Source organism: Alterirhizorhabdus solaris, assembly GCF_007785815.1.
GTDB lineage: Bacteria > Pseudomonadota > Alphaproteobacteria > Sphingomonadales > Sphingomonadaceae > Alterirhizorhabdus > Alterirhizorhabdus solaris.
Map to the genome: position 1 here is coordinate 45,598 of NZ_VNIM01000013.1, position 16,016 is coordinate 61,613.

The window sequence follows — 16,016 nt, forward strand, 5'->3', positions numbered from 1 at the left end:
CAACGGTGTAGCGGAGAGGGCGCGCGCCGCCAATCTCCGCCACGGGGCCGCTTACCGGCCGAGCTGCTTCACCACCTTGTCGTTGCCCTGCCCCGCCGCCACCGAGGCGGCGGAATTGCCCGCCGCATCCAGCACGGCGCGGTCCGCACCGGCTGCCACCAGCATGTCGATCTGCGTCGTGCGGCCGAACAGCGCGGCCATCATCAGCGCCGTCTGCCCCGCCTTGTTGCGCGCGTTCACATCGCAGCCGGCCTTCAGCAGCCGTGCCGCGATCGGGTCATAACCCTTGAACGCCACGCCCATCTGCGCGGTATTGCCCTGATCGCGATCGGGCAGGCACGCATCGGCCTTCGCCGCGATCAGCGCATTCACCGTATCGAGATGATCGTTGTACGCCGCGAGGCTCAGTGGGGTGAAGCCGCGCGGATCACGCGCGTTCACGTCCACGCCGGATGTCACCAGCGGCGCGATCAGATCGGTGCGGCCGAGCCGGGCCGCCTCGAACAATAGCTCCTGCCGGCGCACGGGCGGTGGCAGCGTGGCGGCGGCGGGCGGCGGGGTCGTGGCGGCCATGACGGCTGCGATCAGGGATGCGAACATCGCTCGTCCTCCGAAAAAGTGGCCCCGGCGCACGATAGCGCGCCGGGGCCGGTGCGGCCCTTGCGGGATCGGTCTGGATCAGTTGGCGCGCGCCATCGCGCCCGGCGCCACCTGATCGGGGTTGGTGGCGTTATACTGGGCCACCGCCCGGTTCACGTCGGCCATCGGCACGTTCGTCGCCTTGGCGAGCCGCGTGCCGAAATCCTTGTCGGCCTGGGTGAAGTAGCTGACCATGATCGTCTTGGTCCGCGCCGAGGTCACGACGTTGAGGTCACCCGCCAGGTTCTTCACCAGATCCGCCTTGTCCGCCGGCTTCAGCGCCCGATAGAAGGCACCCGCCTGCGCGAAGTTGTTCGTCTTCGCGATCGCCTTGGCGTCGGCCATGCCGGCCACCTCGTAGGTGGACTGGCGATACTGGTCGCCCGTCGTCTTGGCGCCGGTCGCCGCCGGGAAATAGTTGACGTCGGTCTTCGTTTCGGACTGGTCGAGCTGGCCCATCTGGTTGTTGTTCACCACCGCCACGCGCGGCCGGTTGACCGGCAGTTGCTGCACGTTGGCGCCCACCCGGTACCGCTGCGTATCGGCATAGGAGAACAAGCGGCCCTGCAGCATCCGGTCCGGCGACGGCTCGATCCCCGGCACCATGTTCGACGGCGCGAACGCGGACTGCTCGGTGTACTCGAAGAAGTTGTCCGGCACCTTGTTAAGCGTCATCTCGCCGATCTTCTTGAACGGCACGTTCAGCCATTCCTTCGTATCGTCAAACGGATTGTAGTCCAGCTTGGCGAACTCGCTGGCGGGCATGGTCTGCACCATCAGGTCCCACGTCGGGTAATTGCCCTTGGCGATCTCGCCGTAGAGATCGTCGGTCAGGTAGTTCCACGTCGCGGTCGCCACCTGCGCGCCATTCAGGTTCTTCACGCCCTGCCGGCTGATCCAGCGGAACTTGGCGAAGATCGGCTCACCCTTGGCGTTCACCAGCTTGAAGGCGTGGACGCCGTTGCCGTCCATCGTGCGGTACGAGGCCGGCGTGCCGAGATTGGAATAAACATGCGTGAGCATGTTCGTCGCCTCGGGCGTGGCCGAGAAGAAGTCGAAGAAGCGGTTCGGATCCTGCTTGTTCGTGACGGGCGAGGGCTTGAGCGAGTGGATCATGTCCGGGAACTGGATCGCGTCGCGAATGAAGAAGATCGGCAGGTTGTTGCCCACCAGATCCCAATTGCCCTGATCGGTGTAGAACTTCGTGGCGAAGCCACGCGGATCGCGCATCCCCTCAGGGCTGCCCGACGGATGGATCACGGTGGAGAAGCGAACGAACACCGGAGTCTGCTTGCCCGATTGGAACAGCGAGGCCTTGGTGATGTCACTGATGTCGGCGGTGGCGGTGAAGACGCCGCCGGCACCCGTGCCGCGCGCGTGGACGACGCGCTCGGGCACCCGCTCACGATCGAAGCGGGCGAGCTTCTCGATCAGGTGGTTGTCTTCCAGCAACACGGGGCCGAGATCGCCGCCCGCCGTCTTGGAATTGCGGTTCTCACCCACCGGCGCGCCGTTGTCGCGGGTGAACTGCGGCGCGACGGCACTGCCGGTATCGCCCTTGGCGTCCACCGTGCCGGCAACGCCCGCCTGTGCGAGCGGCGGCTTGCCCGCGCTCACCGGAGCGGCGGCGGTGGTCATCCGCGTCTCAGCCTGCGTCGAGGCCGGATCGGCGGACTGCGCCAGCACCGGCACGGCCGCCACCGTCGCGGCGACGAGCGCGACGACGGAAACGCCGCGCGCGTGCGAAATTCGATTGAACATTGTCGTCCCTCCGTTGAACCGCGCCACGGAAGCCCCCGGCGCGGGCGGGTCGTTACCCGCCTGATAAAATGAGCGGTAAGCCATTCGGTTCAACGTGAGAAACGATCTTACTGGCTCACTCAAAGCGAGCGGGTCGATCAGTGAGGGGTGTATCTCAGCGGCGGCGAAGCGCGGTTACCTCGATCTCCACCTTCATCTCGGGCTTCACCAGCCCCACCACGATCGCGCTGGCCGCCGGCCGAACACCCTCGAACGCCGCGCCCAGCACCGGGCCGACTTCGTCCCAATAGGGGGCATCGGTGAAATAATAGGTCGCGCGGACCACATCCGCGAGGGTGAAGCCCGCCTCGGCCAGCGCGGCGCCGATCACCTTCAGGGCATTGCGCGCCTGATCGGCCGCGGCGTCCGGCATCACCCTAGTTTCGGGGTCGTAGCCGGTGGTGCCGGCGACGAAGCACCAGTCCCCCTCCACCACGGCGCGCGAATAGCCGGCCTGCTTCTCGAAGGGAGAACCGCTGGAGATCAGCTTGCGTGTCATCGACCGAACAATCCTTCGTAGGTGGCCGGCCTGAAACCGGCGGTGAACATGCCGCCCCTGTCGAGCAGCGGTCGCTTTATCATCGAGGGCTGGGCGAGCATCAGCGTGATCGCGCGATCGCGGTCCAGCCCGGTCCGGTCCGCCTCGGGCAGCTTGCGGAAGGTGGTGCCGGCGCGGTTCAGCACCGTCTCCCAACCCAGCGCATCGGCCCACGCCTCAAGGCGATCGCGTTCGATCCCGGCCGTCTTGTAGTCGTGGAAGTCACAGGCGACGCCCGCCGCGTCGAGCCACGCGCGCGCCTTCTTCACGGTGTCGCAGTTGCGGATCCCGTACATCGTCACATCCGCCACGCACCGCTCCTGTCTGCCGAACCGGCGCGCTTCATAGCGACGGCGACGGCGTCGTCAAACCGCCCGGTGGCCGGGCCGGCGCGGCAGGCATCGGCCCGCCGCGCCTATCCGCATCAATGCCCGGCGGACAACACCGGCTCGACCCCGCTCTGCGCCAGCTGCTCGTTGATCGTCGCCATCAGTCGGTCCAGCCCGGACTGATCCTTTGCCTCGGCGCGCGCCACCAGCACGTCCTGCGTGTTCGATGCGCGCAGCAGCCACCAGCCGTCTGCGGTGTTCACCCGCGCGCCGTCGGTGCGGTTCACGTCGGCGCCCGATGCCTCCAGCCGGTCGAGCACTTCCTGCACCACCGCGAACTTGCGCGCTTCGGACGACTGGAAACGCATCTCCGGCGTGTTGACCATGTGCGGCATCGCGTCCTTCAGTGCGGTCAGCGAGCCGCCCAGCACGCGCACCGCCCGGATCAGGCGGACGGCGGCATATTGCGCGTCGTCGAACCCGTAATAATCGTGCGCGAAGAAGATGTGGCCGCTCATCTCGCCGGCCAGCGGCGAGTTGGTCTCCTTCATCTTGGTCTTGATGAGGCTGTGCCCGGTCTTCCACATCAGCGGCGTGCCACCCAGCTCGGCGATGCGGTCGTACAGCATCTGGCTGGCCTTCACGTCGGCGATGATGGTCGCGCCCGGCTCCGCGCGCAACACCGGCTCGGCAAGGATCGAGAGGAGCTGGTCGCCCCACACCACCCGGCCCTGTCCGTCGATGGCGCCCAGCCGGTCGCCGTCGCCATCGAAGGCGAGGCCGAAGTCGAGGTTCTTCTCGGCCACCAGCCGTTTCAGATCCTCGAGGTTCTTCTCCTCCGTCGGGTCGGGATGATGGTTGGGGAAGGTGCCGTCGATGTCGGTGAAGATCGTGTGATGCTCGCCCGGCAGCAGCTTCACCAGCTTCTCGATCACCTCGCCCGCCGCGCCGTTGCCCGCACCCCAGCCGATGCGGAACTCCCCGCCGGCATAGCCCTGCATCAGCCGGTCGACGTACAGGTCGATCACGTCTGCGGAGGAGACGGTGCCCTCGCCTTCCTCCCAGTCGCCGGTCTCGGCCAGCTTGCCGAGCGACTGGATATCCTCGCCGAAGAACGGGCGGTGCTGCAGCACCATCTTGAAGCCGTTATAGTCTGCCGGGTTGTGACTGCCGGTAATCTGGATGCCGCCGTCCACCTCCAGCGTCGCCTCGGCGTAATCCAGCATCGGCGTGGGGCCGAGGCCAATCCGCACGACATCGACGCCGCCCGCCGTCAGTCCCTCGATCAGCGCCGCCTCCAGCACCGGCGAGGAGATGCGGCCGTCATAGCCCACCGCCACGCGGGTGCCGCCGGCGCGCCGCACGTGCGTGGCGAAACCGCGACCGATCGCGTTGGCGTCCGCCGGCCCCAGGGTTTTGCCGACGATGCCCCGGATGTCATATTCGCGCAGCGACGTCGGGTCGAAACGATGGGTCATGAGGGGCGGACTCCTTGGGGCTCGTCGGGTGATCGTGATTGTTACGGTTGCGCATCACGACGCACGGGGAGCGTTTCGGTTCAACTCCGCGAGCAGCGTGTCGCGCGCCGCATTCACCCGCCGGGCCAGATCGGCCGAGCCGCCGGCATCGGGGTGGACGCGGCGGATCAGCCGTCGGTGTGCCGCGCGCACCATGCCGGCATCGGCGGCGGCGGGCAGGCCGAGCAGGCCGAGCGCTTCGGCCACCGGCATGGCCGGCGGCGTCCCCTGGGGCCGGGCGCGCGGCGACAGCCGCCCCCGGCGCCGATGCCACAGCCACCCGCCGGCCCAGCCGAACCCCACCAGCGCGGGCAGCCATTCCGCCCGGATCGCCAGCCGCACCGCCAAGAGCCCGGCCGCGATGGCAAGCAGATCGGCGAAGCGGATGCGCCGCCAGCGGCCGGTGGCCCAGGCCCACGTGCCGATCAGGAAGGCGATCGGCAGCAGCCAGCTCATCCGGCGGCGGCGATCCGGCGGGCGGGCCAGTCCGGCAGGGCGAGGCTGGATACCATCTCGCGCAGTTCCTGCCGCGCGGCGATGTGGGCGATGCCCGGCTCGCCGATCGCCGCCAGATCGAGCAGCGTCAGCCCCTTGGGGAACAGCTCGCGGAAGATCACGCGCTCGGACAGGCCGGGCACGATGCGGAAGCCGACGCGCTTGGAAAGCTCGCCCATCGCCTGCGCCACGCGCTTCATGTTGCGCGCCTCGATATGCTGGAGGCGGTTGCGCAGCACCACCCAGTCCACCGTGGCGCCGTCGCGCTTGCCGCGCGCCTTGCGCGCGTCCCACACCAGTTCGGCATAGAAACTGGGGCGGCGCACCTTGTACGTTTCGGCATCCACCTGTCCGATCAGGTCGAGGTCGATGAAGCTGTCGTTGATCGGGGTGACGAGCGTATCGGCGCGGCTGATCGCGGCGCGCGCATCCGGGTCGTCGCGCCCGGGAGTGTCGATCACCACGATCTCGGCCTCCGCCGCCAGTTCGGCCAGCCGCGCCTCGATCGGCACGCCCTTGGCCGGATCGAACGTGTCGAACAGCGGCATCGGCAGCTCGACGTTCAGCCGGCGCGTCGTCGCCAGCCGGTTTTCCAGATAGCGGGCCAGCGTGCGCTGCCGCGTGTCCATGTCCAGCGCGGCCACCCGGCGGCCGGCGGCCGCGAGCGCCACGGCGATGTGCACGGCGCTGGTCGACTTGCCCGACCCGCCCTTTTCGTTGGCGAAAACAATGAAATGCGTGTGACCTTCGGCCATCGTGCGAGCGCCCCCTGCCCTCTTGATTCCGCGTGCGGCGCCCCCCAAAGAACGCCCCGAGCGTCTATCGGAGGTGCCAGTTCCGTGCAAATCATTCGTGACCGCGACACCCTGCGCAACGCGGTGGCCGCCCTGCGCGAAGCGGGCGGACGGGTCGCGCTGGTGCCCACGATGGGCGCGCTGCACGCCGGCCACATGGCGCTGATCGCCGAGGGGAAGCGGCGCGCGCGGGCCGTCGTGGCCTCAATCTTCGTCAACCCCACGCAGTTCGGCCCGAACGAGGATCTTGCCGCCTACCCGCGCCGCGAGGCGACCGATGCCGCGATGCTCGAGGAGGCGGGCTGCGACCTGTTGTGGGCGCCCGACGTGGCGACGATGTATCCGGCCGGCTTCGCCACCACCGTCTCGGTCGGTGGCGTGACCGAGGGGCTGGACGGCGCCGCCCGCCCCGGCCACTTCAACGGGGTCGCCACCGTCGTCACCAAGCTGCTCAATCAGGTCGCGCCCGATATCGCGCTGTTCGGCGAGAAGGACTTCCAGCAACTCGCGGTGATCCGCCGGCTGGTGGCCGATCTGGATCTGCCGGTCGAGATCGTCGGGGTGGCGACCGAGCGCGACGACGACGGCCTCGCCCTCTCCTCGCGCAACGCCTATCTCGATCCCGCGCAGCGCACCGCCGCCCGCGCTTTGCCACGCGCGCTCGGCGAGGCGGCGAGTGCGATCGAGCGTGGCGAGCCGGTCGCCGCCGCACTGGCGCTGGCGCATCGCCGGCTCGGCGAGGCGGGGTTCGGCCCGATCGACTACGTGCTGCTGTGCGATGCCGTCACGCTCGCGCCGATCGACCGACTCGACGACGCGACCGGCCACGAGGCCCGCCTGCTCGCCGCTGCGAAACTGGGCGGAGTTAGACTAATTGATAATCTGAAGGTTGCCCCGCGTTAACTGGTTGTTTTGCTTAACAACGCCAAATTCCTTGCAGAAACAGCATGTGGATTTGGAGACGAACGATGGGTCAGGCACTGCGAAATACGAGCATGGTCATCGCCAGTCGGCTGGCCGATGCGGTTCGCGGCGATATCGAGGCCTATTACGATCTCGGCATCGCCTTCTCCTCGGGCAGCGACGGCGTCGATGTCGATCTGGTCGAGGCGCACAAGTGGTTCAACCTCGCCGCGGTCGGCGGCAACAGCGCCGGGCAGGTCTGCCGCGCCGAGATCGCACATGAGATGAGCACGCGGCAGATCGCCGAGGCCCAGCGGCAGGCCCGGACGTGGCTTCGTGGCGGGGCAAACGCCGGCGTCCACGCCCACGCCTGAGCGCCGTTCCTTCAGCCGCGCCTGAACGGCCCCATTTCGGCCAGCACGGCAATGTCCTGCTCCACCGCCCGCCGCTCGGCGACGAGGTAATCGGCCACCGCCCGACGGAAGCCGGGATCGGGCAGGAAATGCGCGGACCAGGTCGGCACCGGCACATAGCCGCGCGCCAGCTTGTGCGACCCTTGCGCGCCCGCCTCCACGCGCTGCAACCCGCGCGCGATGGCGGCGTCGATCGCCTGATAGTAACATAGTTCGAAATGAAGGAACGGCACCTCCTCGGTCGCCCCCCAGTACCGACCATACAGCGTGTCCGCGCCGATCAGATTGAGCGCGCCGGCGATCGGGCGCCCGTTGCGCTTCGCCAGCATCAGCAGCACGCGGTCGGCCATCCGCTCGCCCAGCAGCGAGAAGAAGGGGCGGGTGAGGTAGGGCTGGCCCCACTTCCGCCGGCCGGTATCCTGATAGAAGGTCCAGAAGGCGTCCCAGTCGGCCTCGGTCAGCGCGTCGCCCGTCAGGTGGACGATCTCCAGCCCCTCCACCGCCGCCGCGCGCTCCTTGCGGATGGCCTTGCGCTTGCGGCTGGCGAGCACGTCGAGAAAATCATCGAAGCTGGCATAGCCGTCGTTGGCCCAGTGGAACTGGCGGTCCTCGCGGATCAGCCAGCCCGCTGCCTCGAACAGCGGGATCTGCGCGTGGTCCACGAAGGTGGCGTGGGCGGAAGACAGGTCGTGCTGGCGCACCAGCGCCTCGGCCGCCGCGATCAGCGCCGGGGCATAGGCCGGATCGCGGGCGAGCAGGCGCGGCCCGGGCACCGGGCTGAACGGCACCGCGATCTGCAATTTGGGGTAGTAGCTGCCACCCGCCCGCTCCCACGCATCGGCCCACGCATGGTCGAATACATATTCGCCCTGGCTGTGCGACTTGACATAGGCCGGTAACACCGCGGCGAGGCAGCCGTCGGCGCCATCGATCGCGATCGGCACCGGCTGCCAGCCGCGTCGGGCGGTGGCGCTCCCGGAGTCCTCCAGCGCGGACAGGAAGGCGTGGCTGACGAACGGATTGCCCGTACCGGCGCACGCATCCCATGCGGCGGCATCGATCGAGGCGACCCCGTCGGCCATGCGTGCGACGATATCGCTCATGGTCGCTCGTAGATCGGCGCGTCGGCGTGAGCGGTGGCGCGCGCCTCGGCGGCGGCATCGCGCACCGTCCACGTCAGCACCGGCATGTCCCGCCGTCGCGCGCGGGCGGCAAAGCGCGAGGGCAGGTCGCGCACGTCGTAGGCGAGGAAATCGGGGCGTGCGCGCCATAGCGACAGCCACCGCTCCGCGGTCCCGCGCAGGCGCGGCTTGCCCTGTTCGCTCACCACCAGCCCACGCGTCAGGCGGGGGGCATGGTCGGCGAACCAGCGCCCGACCTCCGGGTTGAACGACATCACCGCCACCGGCCCGCGATACCCCTCCAGCGCGCGCCGCACCGACACGCACAGCGGGCCGATGCCGCCGTGGCCGGCCTTTACCTCGATCAGCAGGGGCACACGCCCGGATACCAGAGCCAGCATCTCGGTCAGACGCGGCAGCATCTCGTCGGTTCCGGACAGCGCGACGGTATCGAGCGTCGCGGCCGCCCGATCCGCCAGCGCGCCGCTCTCGCCGGTCAGCCGGTCGAGTGTATCGTCGTGGAAGACGAACGCCTCGCCGCCCTGTGCCGCCTGCACGTCACATTCGATGCCATGGCCAACCGCGATCGCGGCACGGAACGCGGCACGACTGTTTTCAATGACACCGGCGCCGTGCAGGCCCCGGTGCGCGAAGGACCGCCCGCGCAGGAAGGCCACCCGCTTCTCGGCGGGCGTGGCGATCAGCCGGTCAGGCAGGGCGAATGGCGACGATCGCATCCACTTCCACCGCCGCGCCCAACGGCAGCACCGGCACACCCACTGCGCTGCGGGCATGGCGCCCGGCCTCACCGAACACCGCCACCATCAGTTCGGAGGCACCGTTCGCCACCTTGGGCTGCTCGGTGAAATGCGGATCGGAGGCGACGAACGCCCCCAGCTTCACGATCCGCTCAACCCGACCGAGATCGCCGCCCAGCGCTGCCCTGATCTGCGCGATCAGCATGACACCGCAACGCTCGGCCGCCTGCCGGCCATGCTCGACGTCGACGTCCACGCCCAGCCGCCCGGTCACCAGCGACCCGTCCTCGCGGAACGGCAGCTGGCCGGAAACATACAGCATCCCCGCCACCTCGACGGTCGGCACATAGGAAGCCACTGGCGCGGCGGGTGCGGGCAGCGTGATGCCGAGTTCGGCGAGGCGGGTGGTGGGAAGATCGCTCATGCCATCTCTCTGCGGGGCGGAAGGCGGAAGCGTCAAGACCTCTCCGCGCCCTGCCCCAGCGGGGATCAGCCGCTCACCACCGGCGTCTGCTGATGCTGCACCACCTTCCAGTTGTCGTGCGACAGCCAGCGATAGGTGGAGGTGCACCATGCCTCATACGGCTCCACCCCGTCGCGCTCGGCGCGGACGTGGTAGCCGACCGCGATCAGCCCCTCCTGCGGGCGCGACACGCGGCGTTCGGTCAGGTCCACCTTCGTCCAGCGCGGCGTCGCGATGACGGCTTCCACCGCCTGCTCGCCGGTCAGCGCATAGGGCGGCTGCGGCACGACCATCACCACCGCCGGGTCGATCGACTCGCGGTAATGATCGGCATCCGCGGTCCACAGGCTCGACTCGAATTCCCAGACGCGATTGTCTTCCATGCTTCGTTCCTCTCGGCTTTTCAGGCCAAGGAGCGAAGCTGGCAGGGGTTCGTTCCGGGCGGGCGACCGCGCGGCGGGGTTTATCGAGGCCGGATAATCTCGATCAACCCGCCGCGCCGGTCATCGCCGCGATTACCGCCCGTCGCGCCGCCCGAGCAACCGCAGCCGCAGCGCGTTGAGCTTGATGAAGCCCTCGGCGTCGCGCTGGTCGTAGGCGCCGGCGTCGTCCTCGAACGTGACGACCTTTTCCGAATACAGGCTGTTGGGCGAGCGGCGACCGATGATGTGCGCCGCACCCTTGTACAGCTTCAGCCGCACGGTGCCGGAAACCTTGGTCTGCGAATGGTCGATCGCGGCCTGCAGCATTTCGCGCTCCGGGCTGAACCAGAAGCCGTTGTAGATCAGCTCGGCATAGCGGGGCGCCAGTTCGTCCTTCAAATGCGCCGCGCCGCGATCGAGCGTGATCTGCTCGATCCCGCGATGCGCCAGATGCAGGATGGTGCCGCCCGGCGTCTCGTACATCCCGCGCGACTTCATCCCGACGTAGCGGTTCTCGACCAGATCGAGCCGGCCGATGCCGTGGGTGCGGCCGAGATCGTTCAGCTTGGCCAGCAGCGTGGCGGGGCTCATGCCCTCCCCGTTCACCGCCACCGCATCGCCGCGCTCGAAGTCGATGGTGATGATCTCCGGCGCGTCGGGCGCATCTTCCGGGCTGTTGGTGCGCGAGAAGACGTAGTCGGGCACCTCGTCCCACGGATCCTCCAGCACCTTGCCCTCGGACGAGGTGTGCAGGAGGTTCGCGTCGGTGGAAAAGGGCGATTCGCCGCGCTTGTCCTTGGGCACCGGGATCTGGTGCTTCTCGGCATATTCGATCAGCTTCGTGCGGCTCGTCAGGTCCCACTCGCGCCACGGCGCGATCACCTTGATGTCGGGTGCCAGCGCGTAATAGCCCAGCTCGAAGCGGACCTGATCGTTGCCCTTGCCGGTCGCGCCGTGGCTCACCGCATCGGCGTTCACCATTTTCGCAATCTCGATCTGGCGCTTGGCGATCAGCGGCCGCGCGATCGAGGTGCCGAGCAGATACAGCCCCTCGTACAGCGCGTTCGACCGGATCATCGGGAACACGTAATCGCGCACGAATTCCTCGCGCAGGTCATCGATGAAGATGTGCTCGGGCTTGATCCCCATCAGCAGCGCCTTGGCGCGGGCCGGCTCCAGCTCCTCGCCTTGGCCCAGATCGGCGGTGAAGGTCACGACCTCGCAGTTGTACGTCTCCTTCAGCCACTTCAGGATCACGCTGGTATCGAGGCCACCCGAATAAGCGAGGACGACGCGGTTGATCGGCTGCGACGTGTTCTTGGGTTGCGACACAGGGCAGCTCCACGGGCAAGGGGGCGTTGCGAAAGGCGCGGCGGCGATAGCGGGCGCGCCGGATCGTTTCAAGCGATCCGCCCGCTACATTTCGATCCTGAAATCCGGCCGAAGCATATCGCCGCCATATCCGTCCTCAAGCCGGCCCGTCCGGCGCTTGGACAAACAGGAGCCTCTTCATGCGCAACACCCTCATCGCCGCCGCCACCTTCCTCGCCACCGCCGCCACCTTCAGCGTGCCGGCCATGGCGGTGGAACAGGGCAAGCCCGGCGGCACGCTCACCCGCGCCGAGGTGCAGGCCAAGGTGCAGGCGCGCTTCGCCGCGGTGGATGCCAACCGCGACGGCACGGTCACCAGGGCCGAGTTCGACGCCCACGCCACCAAGATGAAGGCCGAGCGCGCCGCCAAGCGCGGCGAGCGCCGCAGCGAACGGTTCGCCAGCCTCGACACCAACAAGGATGGCCAGGTCTCCCGCGAGGAGTTCACCGCCGCCGATGCGAAGCGCGGGGCGGACGGCAAGGGCCACGGCAAGCATCGGGGCGGGCACGGCGGGCACCGCATGGGCAAGGGCGGCTGGGGCGGCCACGGCATGGCCGGCTGGGGTGGCCGTGGCGGCGAGGACATGTTCGCGGCGATGGACGCCAACAAGGATGGCCGCGTGACGCTGGCCGAAGCCTCGGCCAGGCCGCTCGCCATGTTCGATGCGGCCGATGCCAACAAGGACGGCACCGTCACCCCGGAGGAACGTCGCGCGGCCCGCGCCACCGCCCGCGCCGCCTGGGCCGCCAAGCGCGGCTGAGGCGTAAGGGATAGCGGCCGGGGCTTCCCCCTCGTCCCGGTCGCCCTCTCGTTCAGCCCTTCGCGCGCAGCGCCGCCTCCGCGTCGGCGAGATAATCCCGCGTGATCGGCAGCGTGCGGCGGTTGCGGATGTACTGGATCTGGTAATTGCACATGCCGCCCTGGTTGAACGCGCCCATCGCGCCCGCCAGGTAGAAGGTCCACATCCGGTAGAACCGCTCGTCGTACATCGCGACGATCGCATCGCGCGCGGCCACGGTGCGATCGTACCAGTGGCGCAGCGTCAGGCCGTAGTGCAGCCGCAGCGTCTCCACGTCGGACGCGATCAGCTTCACGCTCTCGCTGGCGGCGATGATCTCGGACAGCGCGGGATTGTAACCGCCGGGAAAGATATAGCGCGTGGTGAACGCATCGGTCGTCCCCGGCCCGCCCATCCGGCCGATGGTGTGGAGCAGCATCACCCCGTCCTCGGCCAGCAGCGAGCGGCACTTGAGGAAGAAGTTGCGATAGCGCGGCGGGCCGACGTGCTCGAACATCCCGACCGAGACGATCCGGTCGAACGTGCCGGTCACGTTGCGATAGTCGATCAGCTCGAACTTCACCCGGTCGGCCACACCCGCCGCCGCCGCCCGCTCGCGCGCGGTCTTCAGCTGCTCCTCGCTCAGCGTCACACCCAGCACGTCCACGTCGGCCACGCGGTTGAGGTACAGCGCCATGCCGCCCCAGCCGCAGCCGATATCCAGCACGCGCTGACCCGGCTTCAGGTCGAGCTTGGCGGCGATGTGCGCCTTCTTGTCGGTCTGCGCCTGTTCCAGCGAGTTGGCCGGATCGGTGAAATAGGCGCAGCTGTACTGGCGATCGGCATCGAGGAAGAGATCGTACAGCCGGTTGCCCAGATCATAATGGTGGGCCACGTTGCGGCGGGATTTCGCCTCCCAGTTCAGCCGGTCCAGCCGCGCGCGCAGATTGCCGAGGTGCCGCTTAATCGGGTTCTTGGCGGCCAGGTTGCCGCCCCCCCTCTCCCACCGCCCGTTGAAGCGGATCAGGTCGATCAGCCCGGCGATGTCGCCTTCCTCGATCAGCAGCCGCCCGTCCATGAACGCCTCGGCCGCGCCCAGCCGGGGGTGGCGCGCGATATCGAAGGCGACGCGGGCATCGGCCAGCCGGATGGTGATGCGCGGCCGCTGCGGATCGGGCTTGCCGAAATCGGCGACACGCCCGTCCGCCGAGATCACCCGCAACTCGCCCTCTCGGATCAGCTTCCCGAGAAACCTGTCTATCGCCGCCATCAGCCCGCCCCGACTTTCCGATGCGCCGGAAACGCCCGGCCCCGGCCCTTCATTACGAATAGGCGCGGTGAAAGAACACCAGCGTCGTCGCCACGCTGACCACGATCGTGCCGATATGGATGACGGCGGGGGACAGCCGCTTGCCGATGCCCGCCCCGGCCCAGCCGCCCACGATCGCGCCGAGCAGCATCGGCACGCAGGCGGCCCACGCCACCAGCCCCGCCGCCACGAACAAGAACGCCGCCGCCAGATTGGCCACCGCCAGCATCAGCGTGCGCGGCGCGAACATCGCGCGCGGGGTGAGGCCGGCGAGCAGCCCGTAGGTCGCCGTCATCATCAGCCCCACGCCGCCGCCGAAATAGCCGCCGTAAACCCCCAGCACCGATTGCGCGACGACCAGCGTGCGCGGGCCGATCGTCACCCGCGCATTCAGCCACCGGGCCGCCCGCCGGCCGAACGCCAGCACCAGCGTGGCATACAGCAGCAACCACGGCACGAGGATGTCAAAGGTGCGCGTCGGCGTCCACACCAGCAGCAGGCTGCCCACCAGCCCGCCGACGAAGGTGATCGCCGCCAGCGTGCGGATGCTCAGCCCGCCCAGCGGCGCCAGTTCGCGGCGGTAGGCGAAGGCGCTGGTCGCCGCCCCCGGCAGCAGCGCGAAGTTGGAGGTGGCGTTGGCGACGGTGCCGGGCAGCCCCAGCCCGATCAGCGCCGGCAGCGTGGCGAAGGTGCCGCCCCCCGCCAGCGCGTTCATCATGCCGCCCAGCACGCCCGCCCCGGCGGCGAAGGCGATCCCGGCCGGATCAACCGCCATGCGCGTCAGCCAAGCGCGGCCTGCTTTTCCTCGGCGCGCCGGTCAAGTTCGGCGCGGCTCACCTTTTCCGACGCGGACTTGAGCTGGCCGCACGCCGCCATGATGTCGCGCCCGCGCGGGGTGCGGACGGGGGCGGAGATGCCGCCCTTGAAGATGATATCGCTGAACCGCGCAATCCGCTCCGGCGTGGAGCATTCGTAGGCGACGCCGGGCCACGGGTTGAACGGGATCAGGTTCACCTTGGCCGGCAGGTCGTACTTTTTCAGCAACCGCACGAGCTCGCGCGCATCGTCGTCGCTGTCGTTCTTGTCGCGCAGCATCACGTACTCGAAGGTGATCCGCCGGGCGTTGTTGGCACCGGGATAATCGGCGCACGCCTGCAACAGCTCCTCGATGCCGTACTTCTTGTTCACCGGCACGATCTCGTCGCGCACCTCCTTCGTCACGGCGTGGAGCGACACGGCGAGGTTCACGCCGATCTCCGCCCCGGCCCGCGCCATCATCGGCACCACGCCGCTGGTGGAAAGCGTAATCCGCCGCTTGGACAGCGCGAGGCCGTCGCCGTCCATCACCAGCTTCAGCGCGTCGCGCACGTTGTCGAAATTATACAGCGGCTCGCCCATGCCCATCATCACGATGTTGGTGAGCATCCGCCCCTCGGGCTGGCTCGGCCATTCGCCCAGCGCGTCGCGCGCCAGCATCACCTGCCCCACGATCTCGCCCGCCGTCAGGTTGCGGACCAGCTTCATCGTGCCGGTGTAGCAGAAGCGGCAGTTCAGCGTGCAGCCCACCTGGCTGGAGACGCACAGCGTGCCCCGGTCCGCATCGGGGATGAACACCATCTCGTAATCCTGCCCGTCGTCGGAACGGAGCAGCCACTTGCGCGTGCCGTCGGTGGAGACCTGCGCCTCCACCACCGCCGGCCGGCCGACGACGAACCGCTCGACCAGCCACGGGTGCATGGCCTTGGCGATATCGGTCATCAGGGTGAAATCGGTGGTGCCGCGATTGTAGATCCAGTGCCACAACTGCTTGCCACGCAACTTGGCCTGCTTCGCGTCCAGCCCGGCGGCGATCAGCGTGGCGCGCAATTCCTCGCGCGTCAGCCCGAGCAGGTCGATCCGCCCGTCCTCGCGCGGCGTGATCGTGCGTGGCACGGGTACGGGATCGATCCCGCCGGGAATCTGCATGAGGGCGGTCTGCATGGGCGCGGTCTGGGGCGTGCTGTCGGAGGGGGCGTTCATCGCCGCGCCCATAGCCGCAAACCGCCGATTTTGCCAGCGGGCGCGTGCCTAGCGCACACCCGGCGGCGTCACGCAGCCCAGCGCCGCCGCGTCGATCGCGGTGGCGGCGCCGTGCAGGCGGTAGGTGTCGGCGAACGGGCGGCCGGCAGTCGTCACCGATTCGACGCTCATGCTGGAGGCACCGCGCATCGCCGCCACGATCGCGGCATCCCCCGCCGCATCCGGCGCCCACGCCTCCGCGCCGCCCGATGCCAGCAGGAAACGGCGGTCGCCGATCGCCAGCATCACCGGCACGCCCCGCCGCTTGCGCTCCCGCAGATGGACATGCAGCTGGCCGCGCCCGCCC

18 protein-coding genes and 1 pseudogene are annotated in these 16,016 nt (G+C 68.8%); 3 read left to right on the plus strand and 16 right to left on the minus strand.

Annotated features, from left to right (window positions below):
* Window positions 1–51: 51 nt before the first annotated feature.
* The 7 genes from FOY91_RS05250 to FOY91_RS05280 all read right to left on the minus strand — a co-directional run bounded on the left by FOY91_RS05250 (window position 52) and on the right by FOY91_RS05280 (window position 6,073).
* On the minus strand, window positions 52–600 hold the full coding sequence (locus FOY91_RS05250) for an ankyrin repeat domain-containing protein (RefSeq protein ID WP_145148855.1): 549 nt from the start codon (window positions 598–600) through the stop codon (window positions 52–54).
* Between the two features lie 78 nt (window positions 601–678).
* Window positions 679–2,400 carry a catalase gene (locus tag FOY91_RS05255; RefSeq protein WP_238995260.1) on the minus strand — a complete coding sequence of 574 codons (1,722 nt, stop codon included), beginning with the start codon at window positions 2,398–2,400 and terminating at the stop codon, window positions 679–681.
* 154 nt (window positions 2,401–2,554) lie between these two features.
* Window positions 2,555–2,938 carry a RidA family protein gene (locus FOY91_RS05260; protein WP_145148857.1) on the minus strand — a complete coding sequence of 128 codons (384 nt, stop codon included), beginning with the start codon at window positions 2,936–2,938 and terminating at the stop codon, window positions 2,555–2,557.
* Window positions 2,935–3,273, minus strand: coding sequence for an arsenate reductase (locus FOY91_RS05265; protein ID WP_145148892.1), 339 nt, complete (start codon window positions 3,271–3,273; stop codon window positions 2,935–2,937). Before FOY91_RS05265 ends, FOY91_RS05260 begins: the two co-directional genes overlap by 4 nt.
* Before the next feature lie 128 nt (window positions 3,274–3,401).
* Window positions 3,402–4,784, minus strand: coding sequence for a phosphoglucomutase/phosphomannomutase PgmG (gene pgmG, locus FOY91_RS05270; RefSeq protein WP_145148859.1), 1,383 nt, complete (start codon window positions 4,782–4,784; stop codon window positions 3,402–3,404).
* Window positions 4,785–4,838: 54 nt separating this feature from the next.
* Window positions 4,839–5,279: a J domain-containing protein gene (locus FOY91_RS22280; RefSeq protein ID WP_238995261.1), complete on the minus strand. Its 441-nt coding sequence runs from the start codon at window positions 5,277–5,279 to the stop codon at window positions 4,839–4,841.
* Complete coding sequence (locus FOY91_RS05280) at window positions 5,276–6,073, minus strand: division plane positioning ATPase MipZ (RefSeq protein WP_145148861.1); 798 nt, start codon at window positions 6,071–6,073, stop codon at window positions 5,276–5,278. The genes FOY91_RS22280 and FOY91_RS05280 overlap by 4 nt, the downstream gene beginning before the upstream one ends.
* 84 nt (window positions 6,074–6,157) lie before the next feature.
* Here FOY91_RS05280 and panC point away from each other — a divergent pair, with 84 nt between their 5' ends.
* Both panC and FOY91_RS05290 read left to right on the plus strand, forming a co-directional pair.
* Window positions 6,158–7,015, plus strand: coding sequence for a pantoate--beta-alanine ligase (gene panC / locus FOY91_RS05285; RefSeq protein WP_145148863.1), 858 nt, complete (start codon window positions 6,158–6,160; stop codon window positions 7,013–7,015).
* 65 nt (window positions 7,016–7,080) lie between these two features.
* Window positions 7,081–7,389, plus strand: coding sequence for an SEL1-like repeat protein (locus FOY91_RS05290; RefSeq protein WP_145148865.1), 309 nt, complete (start codon window positions 7,081–7,083; stop codon window positions 7,387–7,389).
* Window positions 7,390–7,400: 11 nt separating this feature from the next.
* Here the strand turns inward: FOY91_RS05290 and FOY91_RS05295 are convergent, their stop codons facing one another.
* From FOY91_RS05295 to FOY91_RS05315, 5 genes are all read right to left on the minus strand, one after another.
* Window positions 7,401–8,531 carry a GNAT family N-acetyltransferase gene (locus FOY91_RS05295; RefSeq protein WP_145148867.1) on the minus strand — a complete coding sequence of 377 codons (1,131 nt, stop codon included), beginning with the start codon at window positions 8,529–8,531 and terminating at the stop codon, window positions 7,401–7,403.
* On the minus strand, window positions 8,528–9,286 hold the full coding sequence (locus FOY91_RS05300; RefSeq protein ID WP_145148869.1) for a glycerophosphodiester phosphodiesterase family protein: 759 nt from the start codon (window positions 9,284–9,286) through the stop codon (window positions 8,528–8,530). The genes FOY91_RS05295 and FOY91_RS05300 overlap by 4 nt, the downstream gene beginning before the upstream one ends.
* A complete protein-coding gene (locus tag FOY91_RS05305) occupies window positions 9,258–9,731 on the minus strand; it encodes a RidA family protein (RefSeq protein ID WP_145148870.1) in 474 nt (157 codons plus the stop codon). Before FOY91_RS05305 ends, FOY91_RS05300 begins: the two co-directional genes overlap by 29 nt.
* 65 nt (window positions 9,732–9,796) lie before the next feature.
* Entirely contained in the window at window positions 9,797–10,153 is a 357-nt protein-coding gene (locus tag FOY91_RS05310; protein WP_145148872.1) for a DUF4440 domain-containing protein, read from the minus strand.
* Window positions 10,154–10,285: 132 nt separating this feature from the next.
* The gene (locus tag FOY91_RS05315; RefSeq protein WP_420822857.1) at window positions 10,286–11,524 is read right to left on the minus strand and encodes an argininosuccinate synthase; all 1,239 of its coding nucleotides are present in this window, start codon (window positions 11,522–11,524) and stop codon (window positions 10,286–10,288) included.
* Window positions 11,525–11,703: 179 nt separating this feature from the next.
* Here FOY91_RS05315 and FOY91_RS05320 point away from each other — a divergent pair, with 179 nt between their 5' ends.
* Complete coding sequence (locus FOY91_RS05320) at window positions 11,704–12,324, plus strand: EF-hand domain-containing protein (RefSeq protein ID WP_145148874.1); 621 nt, start codon at window positions 11,704–11,706, stop codon at window positions 12,322–12,324.
* 52 nt (window positions 12,325–12,376) lie between these two features.
* On the opposite strand, the gene FOY91_RS05325 is transcribed toward FOY91_RS05320, so the two are convergent.
* The 4 genes and pseudogenes from FOY91_RS05325 to FOY91_RS21560 form a co-directional block, all read right to left on the minus strand.
* A complete protein-coding gene (locus FOY91_RS05325; RefSeq protein ID WP_145148876.1) occupies window positions 12,377–13,612 on the minus strand; it encodes an SAM-dependent methyltransferase in 1,236 nt (411 codons plus the stop codon).
* 52 nt (window positions 13,613–13,664) lie between these two features.
* Entirely contained in the window at window positions 13,665–14,426 is a 762-nt protein-coding gene (locus tag FOY91_RS05330) for a sulfite exporter TauE/SafE family protein (protein WP_145148878.1), read from the minus strand.
* 5 nt (window positions 14,427–14,431) lie between these two features.
* Complete coding sequence (gene rlmN, locus FOY91_RS05335; RefSeq protein ID WP_238995262.1) at window positions 14,432–15,631, minus strand: dual-specificity RNA methyltransferase RlmN; 1,200 nt, start codon at window positions 15,629–15,631, stop codon at window positions 14,432–14,434.
* Between the two features lie 87 nt (window positions 15,632–15,718).
* Window positions 15,719–16,016: pseudogene (locus FOY91_RS21560) on the minus strand (hypothetical protein); the annotation flags it as partial.

What these genes read in the sequence shown, in the direction of transcription:
- FOY91_RS05290 (WP_145148865.1), top strand. Translation starts at nt 7,081, where the DNA reads ATGGGTCAGGCACTGCGAAATACGAGCATGGTCATCGCCAGTCGGCTG.
- FOY91_RS05250 (WP_145148855.1), bottom strand. Translation starts at nt 600, where the DNA reads ATGTTCGCATCCCTGATCGCAGCCGTCATGGCCGCCACGACCCCGCCG.
- pgmG (WP_145148859.1), bottom strand. Translation starts at nt 4,784, where the DNA reads ATGACCCATCGTTTCGACCCGACGTCGCTGCGCGAATATGACATCCGG.
- FOY91_RS05325 (WP_145148876.1), bottom strand. Translation starts at nt 13,612, where the DNA reads ATGGCGGCGATAGACAGGTTTCTCGGGAAGCTGATCCGAGAGGGCGAG.
- FOY91_RS05305 (WP_145148870.1), bottom strand. Translation starts at nt 9,731, where the DNA reads ATGAGCGATCTTCCCACCACCCGCCTCGCCGAACTCGGCATCACGCTG.
- FOY91_RS22280 (WP_238995261.1), bottom strand. Translation starts at nt 5,279, where the DNA reads ATGAGCTGGCTGCTGCCGATCGCCTTCCTGATCGGCACGTGGGCCTGG.
- FOY91_RS05310 (WP_145148872.1), bottom strand. Translation starts at nt 10,153, where the DNA reads ATGGAAGACAATCGCGTCTGGGAATTCGAGTCGAGCCTGTGGACCGCG.
- FOY91_RS05255 (WP_238995260.1), bottom strand. Translation starts at nt 2,400, where the DNA reads ATGTTCAATCGAATTTCGCACGCGCGCGGCGTTTCCGTCGTCGCGCTC.
- FOY91_RS05260 (WP_145148857.1), bottom strand. Translation starts at nt 2,938, where the DNA reads ATGACACGCAAGCTGATCTCCAGCGGTTCTCCCTTCGAGAAGCAGGCC.
- FOY91_RS05265 (WP_145148892.1), bottom strand. Translation starts at nt 3,273, where the DNA reads ATGTACGGGATCCGCAACTGCGACACCGTGAAGAAGGCGCGCGCGTGG.
- FOY91_RS05320 (WP_145148874.1), top strand. Translation starts at nt 11,704, where the DNA reads ATGCGCAACACCCTCATCGCCGCCGCCACCTTCCTCGCCACCGCCGCC.
- FOY91_RS05330 (WP_145148878.1), bottom strand. Translation starts at nt 14,426, where the DNA reads ATGGCGGTTGATCCGGCCGGGATCGCCTTCGCCGCCGGGGCGGGCGTG.
- rlmN (WP_238995262.1), bottom strand. Translation starts at nt 15,631, where the DNA reads ATGCAGACCGCCCTCATGCAGATTCCCGGCGGGATCGATCCCGTACCC.
- FOY91_RS05280 (WP_145148861.1), bottom strand. Translation starts at nt 6,073, where the DNA reads ATGGCCGAAGGTCACACGCATTTCATTGTTTTCGCCAACGAAAAGGGC.
- FOY91_RS05300 (WP_145148869.1), bottom strand. Translation starts at nt 9,286, where the DNA reads ATGCGATCGTCGCCATTCGCCCTGCCTGACCGGCTGATCGCCACGCCC.
- FOY91_RS05295 (WP_145148867.1), bottom strand. Translation starts at nt 8,531, where the DNA reads ATGAGCGATATCGTCGCACGCATGGCCGACGGGGTCGCCTCGATCGAT.